The organism is Acinetobacter sp. AOR34_HL, from assembly GCF_027854795.1.
GTDB classification, from domain to species: Bacteria; Pseudomonadota; Gammaproteobacteria; order Pseudomonadales; family Moraxellaceae; genus Acinetobacter; species Acinetobacter junii.
Window position 1 is genome coordinate 1 of sequence record NZ_JAKTID010000086.1, and the last position, 17233, is coordinate 17233.

A 17233-nucleotide genomic window follows, 5' to 3' on the forward strand; every position below is an offset into this window, starting at 1 on the left:
TCTGAGCAACAACTTTCATCTGGCAGCATCCACCATTGCTGCAATTTATAAAGACCGCTGGAAGATTGAGTTATTCTTTAAAGCCATCAAGCAGAATTTAAAACTGAAGTCATTTCTAGGTCGAAGCCGCAATGCGATACAAACGCAAATATGGATTGCATTAATTGCCTATTTGCTGGTGAACTTCGCTAAACACATGGCACAAGAAGGATGGAGTGTTCAGCGTTTACTGAGAATTATTCAGGTCAATTTATTTGAAAGGAAACTTTTAAGGTCACTCTTTGTGCCTGATAAAAAATGGCGAAAACAAGAAGAACCTCAATTGAGGTTCATCTTGTGATATTTGTGGGACAGCAGTGGCCGTAAGGCTGCTTTTTTATGCAAGCTCATCGTCTTGAGGTCGAGGTGTTTTATTTGCTGGAATTTGCTGTTCCTGCTCTTTGCCTCGGATCACAGAGGGGTAGTTCCATGAAGCAAAACGGACAATCAGAATAGCCAAAGCTAAGATCAAAATGGATCCTGTGATGATGACCTGATCCATAGACGCTTTGTGATTATGTTGAATATCTGCGATAAGCAAGCGTGTAAGTGCTGTGATTGCAACATAAATCAGAAATCGTACAGGCATATGGTTGGTTTTGAAGTAAATTCCAACCATAGCGCCAAGCTCTAAGTAGATAAATAATAATAAAATATCATCAATCGTCGCATATTTTTTGACGGTTAAAATATCAATTACGGTATGAACTGCTGACCACGCGATCATACAGCCAATAATAAACAAAGCTAAATAATGGAATGCTTCAACGGCATAGTGACCAAATCTGTCAAATAAGCGTTGAATGCTTTCGAGTCTCTCTTTTGAAGTCGGCATAAAGATTAAATATTCTATAAAAATGTATAAAGATATTATGCAATTGTTGTGCAAAAATTTAATTATTGACATAAAAAGCTGCCTAAACCAGATGATTTAGGCAGCTTCTAACATTACTTTACTTTGGAGTTAAGATTGATTTGTAAAATAGTCTTCACTGAAGTTCATGATGAGATCAGAACCAGCTTCAACTTTCTTAATGCGTGCCTCTAACTCAGGCAAGATACGAGTCACAAAGTATCGAGCTAAAGCAAGTTTGTTTTGATAGAAGTCACCTGACTTATCTTTAGCAGCAGCAGCAATTTTTGCAAACATGTAGCTGAAGCTGAGTAAGCCAACCGCATGTAAGTAATCTACAGCAGCAGAGTTAGGGAACTCTACATTCTCAGCTGCTTGCTCAATGATGAATTGAGTAACCGCTTCTACTTCAGTTGCTGCATCTAAAGTTGCATCTTTAATGAAGTTCAAATCTGCATCTAATGTATTTGCAAAGTCACGAATTTCAGCAATGTATTCAGCGATGAAAGCACCACCATTCTTAATCACTTTACGACCGATTAAATCTTGTGATTGAACACCGTTCGTTCCTTCATAGATTTGAGCAATACGAAGATCGCGGATACATTGTTCCATACCCCATTCACGGATAAAACCATGACCGCCAAATACCATTTGTGCATCTAGCGTTGCTTGGAATGCTGTATCTGTTAGATAAGCTTTAGCGATAGGTGTTAAAAGCGCAACACGGTCATTGGCTTTTTTAACAGCTTCAGCATCGGTTGAGAACTTCGTAATATCGAGCTGTTGACCGACATAAACAGCAAATGCACGTGATGCTTCATTGTTAGCACGTACGTTTAGTAACATACGACGAACGTCACCGTGAACTAAAATGCTGTCTGCAGGTTTGCTTGGTGACTGAACACCTGAAGCGCTACGACCTTGTAAACGATCAGTGGCGTATTGTGCAGCATTTTGATAAGCAAATTCAGAAGCACCTAGACCTTGGATACCCATCGATAAACGTTCATAGTTCATCATGACGAACATCGCTGCAAGACCTTCATTTTCTTTACCAACGAGGAAACCTTTAGCACCGTCAAAGTTCATGACACAAGTCGCAGACGCTTTGATCCCCATTTTGTGTTCGATTGAACCGGCACCAACTAAGTTACGTTCGCCTAAAGAACCATCTTCATTTACAAGATACTTAGGTACGATAAATAAAGAGATACCACGTGAACCAGCAGGAGCATCAGGTGTCTTTGCAAGAACTAAGTGAATGATGTTTTCAGCGAGGTCGTGATCACCACCTGTAATAAAGATTTTTGTACCTGTGATGTTGTAAGTACCATCTTCATTACGTTCAGCTTTGGTTTTAATAATTCCTAAATCTGTACCTGCATGCGGTTCAGTTAAGCACATCGTACCTGACCATTCGCCAGAGTAGATTTTAGGTAAATAAGTTTCTTTTTGCTCTTGAGATGCATAGCTGTTTAATGCCATACCTGCACCTACAGAAAGAAGTGGGTAGAGCAAGAATGATGGATTGGTTGCGAATAACATCTCATCAGAAAGAACAGTCAGCATTTTTGGCATTGCCTGACCGCCCCATTCCTCATCAGCACCTAAGCCAATCCAACCACCTTCGGCATATTGACGGAAAGCATCTTTGAAACCAGCTGGAGTGAATACTTCACCATTTTCCCAACGAGCGCCTTCTTCATCACCTGTACGGTTAAGAGGATGAGTTACATTCTGCGCAAATTTAGCCATTTCTTCTAAAATAGCTTCAGCCGTTGCCGCATCTACATGAGCAAGTTTTTCATTAGCTTGCCAAAATTGTTCTGCGTTAAATACATCATTTAAGATGAATTTCATGTCTGCTAAAGGAGCATTGTAAATTGGCATAATCGTTCCCTTCTAGGCACAGGCTCTGTGCAAAGTGATCAAATAAAACGAACAAATAAATGAATAATCTAAATTTAGCATTGATTAAACAAAAAAAGGACGGTCAAAACTGACCAGTCCTTTTTTTGTGATGAACGTTGCATCTCACTCTAATCTATGATTAGAACGCGAAGTGTTCCGCATCAAGTTCAAACAATGGCGCAACACCAGTTGAAAGTACATCTACATGTGAGCGAACACGTGGCAAAATCTTCTTGAAGTAGAAGCGAGCAGTCGTTACTTTTGCATTGTAGAAGTCAACGTCAGTGGTGCCTTCAGCTAGTTTCTCCTGAGCAACCAATGCCATACGAGCCCATAGGTAAGCAAGCGTTACATAGCCAGAGAAATACATGTAATCAACTGCAGCTGCACCAACTTCATCAGGGTTTTGCATTGCGCGCATACCGATTTGCATCGTGATGTCGCCCCACTCTTTGTTTGCAGCAGCTAAAGGTGCAACAAATTCTTGCATTGCTGCGTTGTCTTTGTTCGCTTCAACAAATTTATGGATGATCTTAGTGAAGTCTTTCAACATTGCACCTTGAGTTTGCAATACTTTACGACCTAAAAGATCAAGTGCTTGAATTTCAGTTGTTCCTTCGTATATGCAAGCAATACGTGTATCACGTACAATTTGCTCCATACCGTATTCAGAAATAAATCCGTGACCACCAAATACCTGAACACCATGTTTTGCAGATTCAGAACCAGTTTCAGTTAAGAATGCTTTAGCGATTGGTGTTAACAGAGACAAGATGTTGTCAGCAAATTTACGCTCTTCTTCAGTTTCGCCTTTTTCAACGATATCTGCATACTGAGCCAATAAGTAAACAAGTGCACGACCACCTTCAGCAAATGCTTTTTGAGTTAAAAGCATATTACGAACAGCAGGGTGAACAATAATTGGATCTGCTTCTTTTTCAGGCGCTTTAGGACCTGAAAGTGCACGCATTGCTAAACGATCTTTCGCATATGCTAAAGCACCTTGGAAAGAACCTTCAGATGCAGCAAGACCTTGAACGGCTGTACCAATACGTGCAGTGTTCATGAATGTGAACATGCAGTTTAGGCCGCGGTTTTCTGGTCCGATCAAGTAACCTTTTGCTTTATCAAAGTTGATCACACAAGTTGCGTTACCATGGATACCCATTTTGTGTTCGATTGAAGCACAACGTACAGCGTTACGCTCGCCAACTGAACCATCAGCATTTACAAGGAATTTCGGTACGATGAACAGCGAAATACCTTTAGTGCCTTTAGGTGCTCCAGGTAAACGTGCAAGAACGATGTGAACGATGTTGTCAGCCATGTCATGTTCACCAGCAGAGATAAAGATTTTCTCGCCAGAAATTGCATAGCTACCATCATCATTTGGTTCTGCTTTGGTACGAATAATACCTAAGTCTGAACCTGCATGAGATTCAGTTAAGCACATTGTACCTGTCCAAACACCTGATACAAGGTTTGGCATATACGTCGCTTTTTGTTCATCAGAACCATGGTGTTCAATTGTACGAACAGCACCATGAGAAAGACCTGGGTACATACCCCAAGACCAGTTCGCTGTACCGACCATTTCAGAGATGGCAATCCCTAAAGAGTTTGGTAACGCTTGACCACCGAATTCTTCATCAGCAGATAAAGATGGGAAGCCAAGTTCGATATATTTTTGATACGCTTCTTTGAAACCAGTAGGCGTAGTGACAACACCGTCATTCCAAGTACAACCTTCACGGTCGCCTGATTGGTTGATAGGAGAAAGTTCATTCTCACAGAAATCTGCCGCTGCTTCTAAATATTGATCAACCAATTCACGGCTTACGGTGCCCTGAAATGCAGGCAGTTTTGCGTAATGTGCTTCAGCATTTAATAATTCGTGCAATACGAACTGCATATCACGTAAGGGTGCTTTGTATTGTGGCATAGCGGGTTCCTCAATACTGGTCAAACCAGAGTTATAATCTTAGTCAATGATAAATGTGCCCAATTAATGGCACCATTTTGTACCCCTAATCGTGCAACAAGTTATAGTTTGGTACAAGCTATTACAGGTCATTTCTTAGTGACTGCGAAGTCAAAGATTGTCATTTTGCCTGTATAAGCACTGAGATTGTATGTGTTTTTTCTAATTTTTACTTGTACTGCTTGTTTAAAATCGTAAGCAGCTGTGTAGTGGTTATTTTGATCTGAATTAATGATGATAATGTAAGTGAGATCATCGGAATCAATATTTTCACGATTTATTATGGCGCAACTTTGCAAACTTTCATCAGGTTTTTATTTTTAGATTAATTTTTAGAAAATGAAAGTAACCAGTACTCTTGAGTAATTATTAGTTATGATTTTATAAGTGTCTCGTATGCATTGATAAAAAAAGGCGCTGTGAAGCGCCGTAATGAAGAGGGTTAAGTAGTTGGATGCATTTGACGCTTAAATTGTGATTGATCAGGGCTGAAACGGACTTCACAAGTACCTTCGATGACACGATTATTCCATTGAATATTCACGCGTTCACCAATGCGCTTTCCTTGACATGCTTGTTCGATCTTCGCTTTTTGAGCTTGATGATGTTGACGCATTTGTTCACGTTGTTCTAAACGCTGCTCACGCTTAGCTTGCCACTCGGCACGCTGTTCAGGGCTAAGATTTTGGCGCTGCATTGTATGATGTCGATGATGATCTCTATTCATATTTTGTTCAGCAGGCGTAGTGGATTGGCAAGCTGCTAAAGCTAGTGTTGAACCGAGAACTGTGCTTAAAATTGCAATCTGAGTCTTCTTCATTTTTTATCCAGTAAACTACTTGCTCATTGATGAGTTAAAGATTAGACAATAATGATGAAGAAACAATGGAGAGTTTTTTTCTGACATGTTGGTTACAATCAAAAGGTAGATCCATGTTGAGACTATATATTTGAGTATTCGTCGTATTCCTATAGCTTTACGCTTATTCCTAACCGTCTTGTTAACAACGTTGTTGATCGCCACGATTAGTTTGGGGATTTTACATTGGACGATGCAAAAGAACTTTGCTCGATATGTTGCCGATGTGGAAATGCAAAAGTTAGATCGTTTGATTGCCAATTTGGGGAATGTATATAACGTTTATCAAGATTGGGGGAATGCGATTCAGGCGCAAATTTTACAAATCGAAGGAACTGCCGCACCAGATGACTATGATCGTTTATCACAGTGGTGGTTGCGTCGTCAGTACGACATTGCTTTGCAGCAAAGATACTTTAATGAACATACTTTATTAAGCATGTCTCCAAGCTTATCGCAAAATAATGCGGAAATAAGAAATCGCCAAATTTTTAATACCGAAGAGCTGAATATCCTCAAGCAAAATCTGCCGTCGGAATATCAACCATTTGAGGGTTTAAAATTTCCATTAAGTCCAAGTCAATTTAAGTTAAAAAAAGATAGTTCTGAGCAAAAGTCTAATAAGCAAAATGATGATACTCAAAATGGAAAAAAACGTTTTGTTTCGATTCCAGATCGGTTGGGACTGAGTTCTCGCTTGTCTCTTTATGATGCAAAACATCAATTTGTTGTTGGTGAACCCGCAACAGATCAAATCTCTTACCGTCCGATTTTGGTAGGTCAACAAGTAGTGGGTTACTTAGGTTTAAAGCCTGTGCTTGATCAAGATGATGCCTCAAGTATTAATTTCTTTAGTAATCAGAAACGTTATTTATTCTTGGTTTATGTGCTGACTGTATTGTCGAGTTTGGTTGCAGCATTGTTGATGGCAACTTATTTTAAAAAGCCAATCCAGCGCTTATTAAAAGCGACCTCAGAATTGACCAAGGGTAACTATCAACATCAGGTAGCGATTAAGCGTAATGATGAATTAGGCGATTTATCTAATCAGTTGAATCATTTGGCTGATATTTTGCATCAACATGAAGAGTCACGTCGTCAATGGGTTGCTGATACTTCGCATGAGTTAAAAACGCCTTTAGCTGTATTACAGGCACAAATTGAAGCGATGCAGGATGGGATTCGTAAGGCAACACCAGAGCACTTAAATGCCATGATGTTGCAAGTCTCTAGTTTAAAAAAATTAACTCAAGATTTAGCTGATTTGGCTCAAGCTGATGCTCAACAACTTAAATGTTATTTTGCTGATGTAAATCCTTGGGAGATTATTCAGCAAGAAGTTGAAAACTTTAAATCAACTTTTGAACAGCATCAGTTAGAAGTTTCACTTTCTGGCGAAGGAGCGATTCTTTCATTAGACCGAGATCGATTTAAGCAAATCATTGTTAACTTGTTAGGAAATAGTGTTCGCTATACCGAACAAGGTGGGAAAATACAGATTCATACTCAACAAAATGCTAAACAGTGGATATTGTATGTGGATGACAGCCCATTTGGTGTGAATGATGAGCAGTTAGCGCGTTTAGGCGAGCGTTTCTATCGTGTTGATGATTCTCGTACTCGGAGTACGGGAGGGACGGGTTTAGGCTTGGCTTTGTCTTGTAAATTGGCACAAGCATTGGGTGGTTCACTGACATTTGAGCATTCATCATTAGGTGGTTTGCGTTGTGTTCTGACTTTTCCAAAACAAATCAAATAACTTTTTATTCCTCTATTTCTGAGGATGTGATGTATAGGATGTAGACCATGAAACATATTATGTTGGTTGAAGATGAAGTAGAGCTAGCACAGTTGGTTCGAGATTATTTAGAGGCTGCTGGTTTTGAAGTCAGCATGTTTCATGATGGTCAAGATGCTTATACTCAATTTCAGCAACGCAAACCAAGCCTGATGATTTTAGATTTGATGGTGCCACGTATGGATGGATTAACGATTTGTCGTAAAGTCCGTGAGCAATCAGATTTACCAATTATTATGGTTACTGCACGTACTGAAGAAATCGATCGTGTGTTGGGGCTGAATATGGGTGCTGATGACTATATTTGTAAGCCATTTAGTCCGAAAGAGTTAGTTGCGCGAGTGCAAGCCGTGTTACGTCGCTTAGAGCGAAAAGCTGAGCCTGAACAGAATGATTTATTCCGTATTGATAAAGCTCAGCAACGAATTTGGTATCAACAAAAAGCGCTGACGCTAACGCCAACAGAGTTCCGTTTATTAGAATTGTTTTTAGAGCATTTAGGACAAGTCTATTCACGTGCGCAGCTTTTAGATCACATCAATCCTGACAGCTTTGATGTCGCGGATAGAGTGATTGATAGTCATATCAAAAACCTTCGTCGCAAAATTACAGAAGCTGCAGACACAGGAAATCGTCATGAGTGGATACAAGCCGTTTATGGGGTCGGTTATCGTTTTGAATACCCTGAATAATTTTATGCTAGCCTTATGTAGATCATAAGGCTAGCTTTTCTTTTTTAGAAACACACCAAAAAACACATGATTTGTGACTTATCTAAACTTACATTAATCGTATCGCCATCTTTGGGGATGGTCACAGGTTTCTCAAAAGAAGTCCCTTCTTTCACAATATAATTCCAACGAGCAATTTGGTCGTTTGAGCCGATATATTGATTCCCCACATAAACATCAGTTCGCCCAACAACTTCAGTATGGCTAACATTTTTTTCATAAGAAAAATTTGCAATGAGAATGTATTCACCCGCAGGTAAGTTGGTAAATTTAAAACGTCCTTGATCATCTAAAATACGCGTAGACATGAAATGTTTGAGAATAGATTCTGGAATATGAGTTGGTAGCTTTTGATCACGTTTAACTTTTTCATACCATGCTTTAAATTCATCTGTCATCCAGATTAAACCAACAGCTTGTGTTCCTTTGGGTGGATATTGTTTTTTTGCAAGAATTGCACCTTTGTAAAATGCTTGTCCTGTGATCGTTGAATTACCAACAGGGCGAATTTCAGCTGTTGCTTGTTTTAGTGATTTTATTTTGACCGCTTTACCCGCGAGACAATCCTGCATCGCTGTTCGTGCTTGAGCTAAACCATCATAGTCAAGTGTGTAAATCGTGGCATTGTTCAATTTTAATTGTAGGTTTTTTTCTTGATCACGCATAGATTTAAGCGTTTGCTGAATATCTCCTGTGTTAACTGCAAGCATACCTGTACTTGAACTTGGCAAAAGTTGAGCTTTTAGGGGGGTTGCAGCTAAATCTTGCTGTCGAAGTTCGACTCGCATTTCTTCTGCTGTATGCGTGGTAGGAATGTTTTTACCTTGAAATAGGATCGTTGCATGTGAAGTTTTTTTTGTAGCACCAAAAATAGAAAAACTGTTTTCAGTATCTTTAGTAGAAATAAATCGAATAGCACAGTTGAGTTTAGGCTGGTTTAAGTCTTGTTTTAGCATCCAAACGCCAAGAGGAGATCTTGAAATGATTTGTGTATCTTCATCAAACGAAGGTGCTGCATGCAGCAGACACGAACTGGAAAGTGCAAAAGCAAATAGTATTTTGGTATGTGTGTTGAAAGGCATCTGAAAACTAATCCTAATCATGTGTAGTTTATTGTTTTAAACCTAAGTCGCTATGTTTCATTTCAATCTGAATGTATATGCTAAATTCACCATGAATTCTAGTCACAAAAGCTGAGTGCTGATCCAAAATTTAAAATCACCAAATCTTGGGAGGAGATTATATTGTGTTGTTTGAATTTTATACAAATTTTACTATCTTAGGTCTAAGACTTAAAAGACTAACAACGAATTTCATTGTGAGCTTATTGTTTACATAACTTTGTTAGGGCGTTTGGATGTGTAGAATTCTTTCACAAAGAGATAAATCTAATAAGAAAAATGAGCCTTTAATTTTATCCTGTGGATAACCACAGTATTATCCACAGAAAATGTGGATAGTTTGATAATGATTTTGCAGAAATAATCTACTGATAAAGTACTTAGATAATCAATGAACGGTCTAGTATTAAGCGTATTTTATTAATTTACAAAAGCTTATGCTGATTTTTTAAGTGCTAGGGGATATAAATCTAGATGATGAACTTATGCTGTGACTAAGCCTTGTCCAGTTTAATCACAATATTTATCTCCAACACAACTTCAATGGGCTTGATTCAATTATGGATGAATAATTATTTGCGTGCCATTTTTAACAAGTTGCCAAATTTCATCCATATCAGCATTTATCACGGCAATACATCCTAAAGTCCAGTCTTTACGAGGCATATAAGTGGAACTCGCAGGGAATGCTGTTGCAGGAGTAGGGACTGTGCCATGAATCATCACATCACCGCCCGCTGACTTTTGCCGTTGCTTTGCATAAGCGAGATCATTCGGATTTGGATAGGAGATATGCAAAGATTTATAATAAGCACTTTGAGGATTGCGCCAGTCAATTGTATAAGTGCCTTCTGGTGTTTTACCATCACCTTCAAATTGTTTATGCCCAATCGGATTGAAGCCTAAGCGAATCGGATAACTTCGAATGATTTGATCATGGTGTTTGAGTTTCAGTTGCCGTTGTTGTTTAAAAACTTCTATTGTCGTTACAGGCTTAGTTTTATTAATCTCTTCTATTTCTTTAGCTGAAAGGGGTGGGTGAATAGGAGCTAAGTTAGGAATAAACTTTTCATATTTATAAAAAGCTAATCCTAACAAAATAACCAGTAATGCAAATCCAATAGCCAGCCCTAACTTCATACAATATCTTCTATGATGAACAACTTACTGATATTTCAGGTACATCACTCGGAAGTGGGGCAGTATCTTGTTCGGTTTCTAAGTCTGATTTTCGTGTGTAGGGTTGATTTAGCAACTTGAATAAACGATCAACTTCACTAAAGTCTCCACGTTCCGCTTGTTCAATGGCTTTTTGAGCCATGTGATTACGTAAAATGTATTGAGGATTCACTTGTTTCATTACAGTATCTAATTCATTCGTATCCTGATGTTCTCGAATTGTTTGATACTGTTGGAGAAAGCTATCAAACTGACGGATATCTAAACAATCATCACGAAGAGTTTTATATTGCTTATCCTGAAGGCGAATAAAACTTTGCGTATAGTCCAGTTGTTCAGTTTGTAATATTCGTAAGAATGCAAAACTGCAATCCAAGCTGTCTTTATGGAAATGTGGCAGTCCCATTTTTTGGCACAAGCCTTGACCATAATGCGCTAAAAAAGCTGGCTCAAACTGTTCTAAACATTTTGCCAAATCCAGTTTGAACTGTTCTTTTTGTTCAGGTTTGGCTAGCGGAATCAGATTATTTAACCACGTCCACAGATTCCAGTGTCCAATGCTTGGTTGATTCTGATAGGTATAACGCCCCTGATAATCTGAGTGGTTATTGATCCAATTCGGACGGAAACGTTCCATAAACCCATATGGACCGAAATCTAAAGTTGAACCTGTGATATTGAGATTATCAGTATTCATTACACCATGAGCAAAGCCCACCAATTGCCATTTCGCGATCATGATTGCAGTACGCTCAATCACGCTTTGAGCAAATGCGAGTATTGGATTCTCTGATTGTAGGCATTCTGGATAATGCCATTCGATACATTTTTCAGTGAACTCGGTTAATAATTCAGGTGCGTATTGATTGATCCATTCAAAATGACCGAGACGAATATGACAATCCGAAGTGCGTAATAACATCGCACCAAGCTCTAAAGTTTCACGTTGTACGCCTTGCGTAGAGGTAGTGAAACCTACCGCATGACTTGAAGCTACACCAATTGCATTGAGTGCATGACCTGCAAGATACTCTCGAATTACCGAGCGAAGAACAGCACGACCATCACCCATACGTGAGTAGGGAGTAGACCCAGCACCTTTTAAGTGTAAATCGATAGTTTCGCCATGCTTGTTGAGTATTTGTCCGATCAATAATCCTCGACCATCACCCAATTGTCCTGCCCATTGACCAAACTGATGACCCGCATAAACCATGGCTAAAGGTGGGAAGTCGCTGAAGGTTTTTTGACCGCTGCAAATTTCAACCCAGTTAGATTTATCATCTGCATTCCAAAGTAATTCATCTGCCAGAGCTTCATTAAAGTGACCTGCTTTTGCACCACGTAAAGGGCTTGGTGGTTGTTGGTGATAGAGCTTAGGATTCAGTGAATTGTAACGGGGATTAAATTGCATAAAATAAGGTCAAGAGATGGGTTGAGTAATCACTATATCAAATATAGGTTTGAATAGGCGAATGCTTATAGGCATAAAAAATGGCCTCATTGAGAGACCATTTTGATTGAGTAAATTGATTACTCTGAAACAGGTGCTTTTTTAATATTTCGAACTAAAGTTTCTAAGCATTCACGGTGATGAGCAAGACGATGTTCAAGCAATTGGAAATCAACTTTAAGCTTATGATCCATTTGATGAATCTTTTCAGCCATAGCCGCTTTTTTAGTTTGAAGTTCTTGCTCTTTCAATTTAGCCCAATCATTTAAGGTATTGGTAAATGCTTCATATTCTTGAGCAATACGTTGTTTCATCTGAGCAATATCTGTATTGACATCATGACCATAAATCGCAAGGTCTTGTTCAGCATACTTAAACTTCATCGCAAGTTCAGCTTTTTGGATGTTGAAGCTAGGAATGCGGCGTAAGTTTTTGGCTAAACCAAGTTTAGAGCTTGTCCAAATTAACCATTTAGTTGGATCATATTGCCACCATTTCACGCCGTTACGGTAATCGTATTGGAAAATATGGTGATAATTATGGTAACCCTCACCCCAAGTGAGAATCGCTAAAATGAAATTGTCACGTGCTGTGTTTTCGTCAGTATATGGACGTTTGCCCCACATATGACAAAGAGAGTTGATGAAGAAGGTAACGTGATGGCTAATGAATAAACGAATTAAACCACCAAGTAATAATACGCCCCAAACATCGCCAACAAGCCAACCGATTGGTAATAGAAGACCTGCATGCACTGCGATCACTAATGGAACATAATATTTATGTTGGAACATGACGAGCTTGTCATTTAACAAGTCAGGTGCATTTTTATAGTTTGGTTCAGCCGCAGGGTAGTTACGCAACATCCAACCCATGTGTGCATACCAAAAACCGTTATTGATCGAATAAGGATCTTGATCGACATCATCAACATGGCGGTGATGAGTACGATGACCTGAAGCCCAAAACAAAATACTGTTTTGAACCGCAAAAGTACCAGCAATCATAAGTAAGATTTTAAGAGGTAAAGCTGCTTCATAAGCACGGTGTGCCCATAAACGGTGGTAGCCAGCGGTAATACCTAAACTGCTTACAGCCAGTAAAAAGAACATGCTAATCCATGCGCCCATACTGAAGTCATGATGGTAGCTATAGATTGGAACCGTAATTAGCGCAACGATTGGTAAAAATACCAATGCAAAAATTGCAATCCAATTAATGGGTGCTTTCTTGAGTGGGGCGGAATTCATATCCGTCAGCGCTCCTAATAATCTTGTTTGCACAAGATAATAAAACTAAACGAGATAGCAAAACCAATCATGACGATATATTGCTATTTTATCACTGATATTAGCATGCCCAGATTCATAAGCACTAGTATTATTGTACAGTTGTATCGAAAGAACAGTAACAGAATTCATTTGTTAATATGGTCAATGAATTAAAAGATGAACTAAATCAATGTCTGAGCAAATTACCGTGAAAAATATCATTTCTTATTTGAAGGCATTTTTTAACAAAAGTTTAATCATATCGACAGCTCTTGTGATTTCGGCTTGTCAAAGCCAACCACAAACGACCCAGTCTAAAACCTTGCAGCCAAAACGTGTGAATCAACTTCCAACGCTACAAGTTCGCAAGAGTACAGATGGCGTGCAAGATGTGACGTGGCAAATTACTCACATTCATAACAAAAGGGCATTATTCTTTAATCAATATCCAAATTTCGCTCTTAATTCTGCAACAAACCTAGTCTCTGGTCATACAGGGTGTAATAACCTATATGGTCGTTATACGTATAACTTTGCGCAACACAGATTAGATTTTGATGTGATGGCTGGACATAATAGTTGTGACAAGGCTTTGGCCCAAGAAGCTGATTTAATGGACTCCATGCAGCGTGTGAAAAAGTTTCATTTTGATGGGACGAATTTATATTTGTTAGATGAAAAAGGTCAGCGCCTAATTCAAGCCCAACGCCAAAGATAAAGACGACATAAGTCGTCTTTTTTTACAGCTTGAGGTGTTGCAGTATGAGTTGAGGGACATCTGTAATCAACCCCTCTATACCGAGTTGTTGAAGATGTTTTGCTCGATCAATGTCATTCACAGTCCAAACACTGGTTTTTAAATTCGCATGCTGGGTGAGCTGGATGATCTCATCAGTGGCAAGCTGGTCTTTCCAACCTATTTGCTGACATTCATATTGTTGTGCAAGTTCAATGGCATATTCACCAATTGGGATTTCAACCAACAAACCGCGTTTATAGTGACTACGAATGTGTTGTAAGGCAGCTAAAATTTTGACATCAAAGCTAGTGATCGTTGCTGAAGTCTCAAAACCTTTTAAATCTTGATGTAATTGCTCGATCAGGCGTTCGGCAGCAGCTTCATCTACGACTGCTTTGATTTCCACTTCGATGTGGTCAAAATCTGTTAGGCATTCTAATACATGCGGCAAACTTGGGGTGTATTCTTCAAATGTCCAATGCTGCCATTGATGGCGATGATCAAATTGTTGAGCTTCAGATAAATCGCAGCTATCAACATGTTGTGCTCGACCTGTGGTACGCACAAAATCATCATCATGAATAACTACCAGTTGCCCATCTTTGAGTTGACGTACGTCAAACTCGACTGCACGTATCCCCAGTCCATGTAGATAGCGAAATCCACCTAGTGTATTTTCAGGGGCTTCACCACGTGCACCACGATGACCAATGATTCGCATTTCGACTCACCTTAGAAATAATTATGCTTATTCAATGCTGTCATTAATGTTCTTTTGCCAGAGTACTTCGCTACCGCCTTCTGCACGTTGTAAAGCACGGGAAGCAACAAATAACCAGTCTGATAGACGATTCAATAGCTGTAAAGCCGTTGCTTGAATATTTTGATCACGACTGTGTACCGACATTAATGCACGTTCAGCACGACGACATACAGCACGTGCCTGATGTGCATAGCTACATGCCAGGCTACCTGAAGGTAAAATAAACTCTTTGAGCATCGGCAGCGATTCGTTCATTTGATCAATTTCTTTTTCAAGGAATTCAATACAAATCGGTTGGAGTAAATGATAGTTTGGAATACAAACCTCACCACCTAAATCGAATAGCCAATGTTGAATAAGACTTAAGCTTTTGTCCCATTGGGCTTTGCTTTCTATTTGGCTAGCTGTGATCTGAGCACGAAGTACACCAATCGTTGCATTCAGTTCATCAACATCACCTAAGGCTGTAATACGCAAATCATCTTTAGCTACACGTGAACCATCTCCAAGCCCTGTTGTACCTGAGTCGCCAGTGCGAGTGTAGATTTTACTTAAACGATGTCCCATCAAACTGTCCTACCAATAAAAAGGGGATAATGTCGGTCAAAACATTACCCCGAAAATGGAGTTAATAAAATATTTTTAGGATATTATTGCGCGATTAATAACGGAACGTAACGCCCACTGAAGCTAGACGACCACCATTAACGTAGTAAACACCACCACCGTTATAAGCGGTTTTGTAGTTCACATCACCGATGTTTTCGAGATTAGTGAAGATTTTGATCATTGGCGTTGGTTGCCAATATGCATTGACATTAGTAGTTACGTAACCTGGTGTTGTGGTTGGGGTAGTTGAAGGCCAGTCGGCAAAATCTTTAGATTTAGATTTCGCAACGATAGATGCTGAAATACCGTAGATTCCATCATCCCAACCAGTGGTTAAAGTTAAGCTTTGTTTCGGACGACGATTTAACTCTTTATTTGTTTCATCATCTTTGGCTTGAACATAGGCATATGTTGTATTTAAAAACAACTCATCATGTTGCCACTTAAATGATGCTTCGCCACCTGTAAACGTTGCTTTGTTAACATTAATCAGTTTGCCTGCTTGGAAGCTAATTAAATTATCCACTTTGTTACGGTAAACCGATAACCCCAAATCAATACCATAGTTTAGCTTTTGGTCTACACCAATTTCATAAGAAAAACTTTCTTCTGGTTTTAGGTCAGGATTGGCGCCCCAAGACATCGCATACAGATCATTTGTAGTTGGCGCGCGGAATGCAGAGCCAATATTCGCATAAACACTTGTTAGTGGTAATACTTGGTATCTGATCGCACCTTGACCTACAGTATGTGTACCAAACTTATCGTTATCCTCAACACGAACACCAACTTGAGTTTCTATGCCATCTTGTTGATATTGATGCTGAATAAAATAACCAACAGTATCGACAGACTCTTTGTATTTTACGTCTTCTCCACCCCAAAGATTTTTAGAGTACACATCACCTTTAATGTCTTTATAGGTTGAACCCAATAAAATGTTTTGTGCAGGTGTGAATTGCCATTTGGTATAGAGTTCTGCCTCTTGAGTCGTGCTATATACGTAGTCAGGAGAATTATTTTGATTTAGGTCGTCTTTATACTGTGATAGTCGTGCATGTACAGCTAAGTTCTCTAGAATATTGGCACGTGCTTTTAGGTTAATCGCTTCATTTTTAAAGTCTTGAGAAACTAAATTGCCGTAATTGTCGTAGTCGCTGTAGCCTTCATTTTCACTATAATCAACAGAAGCAGCATAGTTTTCTTGTTCTACACCAATTTTTGCACTATAGCCTTTTTGATCAAAACTCGCTTTCTTCGAGTTTTTAGCATCAGTGACAGGTGTACCATCAGTTTCTAAACGTTGACCACGAAGTTGTGCATAAAAACCATTTTCTGCTAGGTCTGCACCAATTACAGATTTATAAGTTTTATTTTCACCGATCTCACCTGTTACAAAAGCTGAAGTTTTTTCAGGTGTTTTTGAGATGAGTTGTACTACACCGCCAATAGCATCCGCACCGTATAGAACAGATGCTGGACCTTTTAATACTTCAATTTGTTTGATGTCAGTGGTATCAATAAATGGAAGAGAAGCGGCGCCAGATGTATTTGAGTTAAGGCGAACACCATCTCTTAATAATAGTGTGTGATTTGAATTAGTGCCTCGTAGAAAGATTGAGGCTGCTTGTCCGTAACCACCGCTTTGGACCATATTGATTGAGGCATCTGTTTGTAACAATTGCGGTAATGATGCAATTGGAGATTGCTCAAGAATCTTCGGTTCTATGATGTTGATACGGGCAGGGACATCACTAATTTTTTGTTCTGTACGTGTTGCTGTGACAACGATCGTACCGAGTGATGCAGTTTTATTAGTTGATACGGTTTGAGCAAAAGCAGCTGAACTTAACCCCATCGCAATAGCGATAGCCCCAGCCAAATGTGCCGGTTTTAAATGTGTAGACATGATGTCGCTCCATA

At 39.2% G+C, this 17233-nt stretch carries 15 protein-coding genes; 4 read left to right on the top strand and 11 right to left on the bottom strand.

Annotation, left to right across the window (positions count from 1 at the left end):
- A partial coding sequence (locus MKL32_RS15495; protein ID WP_270900733.1) for a transposase occupies window positions 1-340 on the top strand: 340 nt, incomplete at its 5' end.
- 36 nt (window positions 341-376) lie between these two features.
- Here the strand turns inward: MKL32_RS15495 and MKL32_RS15500 are convergent.
- From MKL32_RS15500 to MKL32_RS15515, 4 genes are all read right to left on the bottom strand, one after another.
- Window positions 377-874, bottom strand: a complete 498-nt coding sequence (locus MKL32_RS15500; RefSeq protein ID WP_004950384.1) for a phosphate-starvation-inducible protein PsiE — start codon at window positions 872-874, stop codon at window positions 377-379.
- Between the two features lie 129 nt (window positions 875-1003).
- Window positions 1004-2785, bottom strand: a complete 1782-nt coding sequence (locus MKL32_RS15505; protein WP_270900734.1) for an acyl-CoA dehydrogenase C-terminal domain-containing protein — start codon at window positions 2783-2785, stop codon at window positions 1004-1006.
- Window positions 2786-2945: 160 nt separating this feature from the next.
- Window positions 2946-4748: an acyl-CoA dehydrogenase C-terminal domain-containing protein gene (locus MKL32_RS15510; protein WP_270900735.1), complete on the bottom strand. Its 1803-nt coding sequence runs from the start codon at window positions 4746-4748 to the stop codon at window positions 2946-2948.
- A 481-nt stretch (window positions 4749-5229) separates the two neighbouring features.
- Window positions 5230-5607 carry a hypothetical protein gene (locus MKL32_RS15515; RefSeq protein ID WP_004908890.1) on the bottom strand — a complete coding sequence of 126 codons (378 nt, stop codon included), beginning with the start codon at window positions 5605-5607 and terminating at the stop codon, window positions 5230-5232.
- 130 nt (window positions 5608-5737) lie between these two features.
- Between MKL32_RS15515 and baeS the strand changes: the two genes are divergently transcribed.
- Window positions 5738-7405, top strand: a complete 1668-nt coding sequence (gene baeS / locus MKL32_RS15520) for a sensor histidine kinase efflux regulator BaeS (protein ID WP_270900736.1) — start codon at window positions 5738-5740, stop codon at window positions 7403-7405.
- A 47-nt stretch (window positions 7406-7452) separates the two neighbouring features.
- A complete protein-coding gene (locus MKL32_RS15525; protein ID WP_004908887.1) occupies window positions 7453-8136 on the top strand; it encodes a response regulator in 684 nt (227 codons plus the stop codon).
- Between the two features lie 44 nt (window positions 8137-8180).
- Here the strand turns inward: MKL32_RS15525 and MKL32_RS15530 are convergent, their stop codons facing one another.
- The 4 genes from MKL32_RS15530 to MKL32_RS15545 all read right to left on the bottom strand — a co-directional run bounded on the left by MKL32_RS15530 (window position 8181) and on the right by MKL32_RS15545 (window position 13178).
- Complete coding sequence (locus MKL32_RS15530) at window positions 8181-9257, bottom strand: hypothetical protein (protein ID WP_270900737.1); 1077 nt, start codon at window positions 9255-9257, stop codon at window positions 8181-8183.
- Window positions 9258-9854: 597 nt separating this feature from the next.
- Window positions 9855-10436 (bottom strand): L,D-transpeptidase family protein, encoded by a 582-nt coding sequence (locus MKL32_RS15535; protein ID WP_270900738.1) that lies wholly within the window; start codon window positions 10434-10436, stop codon window positions 9855-9857.
- A 10-nt stretch (window positions 10437-10446) separates the two neighbouring features.
- Window positions 10447-11889: a protein adenylyltransferase SelO gene (locus MKL32_RS15540; RefSeq protein ID WP_270900739.1), complete on the bottom strand. Its 1443-nt coding sequence runs from the start codon at window positions 11887-11889 to the stop codon at window positions 10447-10449.
- A gap of 119 nt (window positions 11890-12008) precedes the next feature.
- On the bottom strand, window positions 12009-13178 hold the full coding sequence (locus MKL32_RS15545) for an acyl-CoA desaturase (RefSeq protein ID WP_004908876.1): 1170 nt from the start codon (window positions 13176-13178) through the stop codon (window positions 12009-12011).
- 211 nt (window positions 13179-13389) lie between these two features.
- Between MKL32_RS15545 and MKL32_RS15550 the strand changes: the two genes are divergently transcribed.
- A complete protein-coding gene (locus MKL32_RS15550; RefSeq protein WP_151790188.1) occupies window positions 13390-13917 on the top strand; it encodes an META domain-containing protein in 528 nt (175 codons plus the stop codon).
- 22 nt (window positions 13918-13939) lie between these two features.
- On the opposite strand, the gene MKL32_RS15555 is transcribed toward MKL32_RS15550, so the two are convergent.
- The 3 genes from MKL32_RS15555 to MKL32_RS15565 form a co-directional block, all read right to left on the bottom strand.
- Window positions 13940-14659, bottom strand: a complete 720-nt coding sequence (locus MKL32_RS15555; protein ID WP_270900740.1) for a glycerophosphodiester phosphodiesterase — start codon at window positions 14657-14659, stop codon at window positions 13940-13942.
- A 27-nt stretch (window positions 14660-14686) separates the two neighbouring features.
- Complete coding sequence (locus MKL32_RS15560; RefSeq protein WP_042891267.1) at window positions 14687-15268, bottom strand: cob(I)yrinic acid a,c-diamide adenosyltransferase; 582 nt, start codon at window positions 15266-15268, stop codon at window positions 14687-14689.
- A gap of 94 nt (window positions 15269-15362) precedes the next feature.
- Entirely contained in the window at window positions 15363-17219 is a 1857-nt protein-coding gene (locus MKL32_RS15565) for a TonB-dependent receptor plug domain-containing protein (RefSeq protein WP_270900741.1), read from the bottom strand.
- Window positions 17220-17233: the final 14 nt, after the last annotated feature.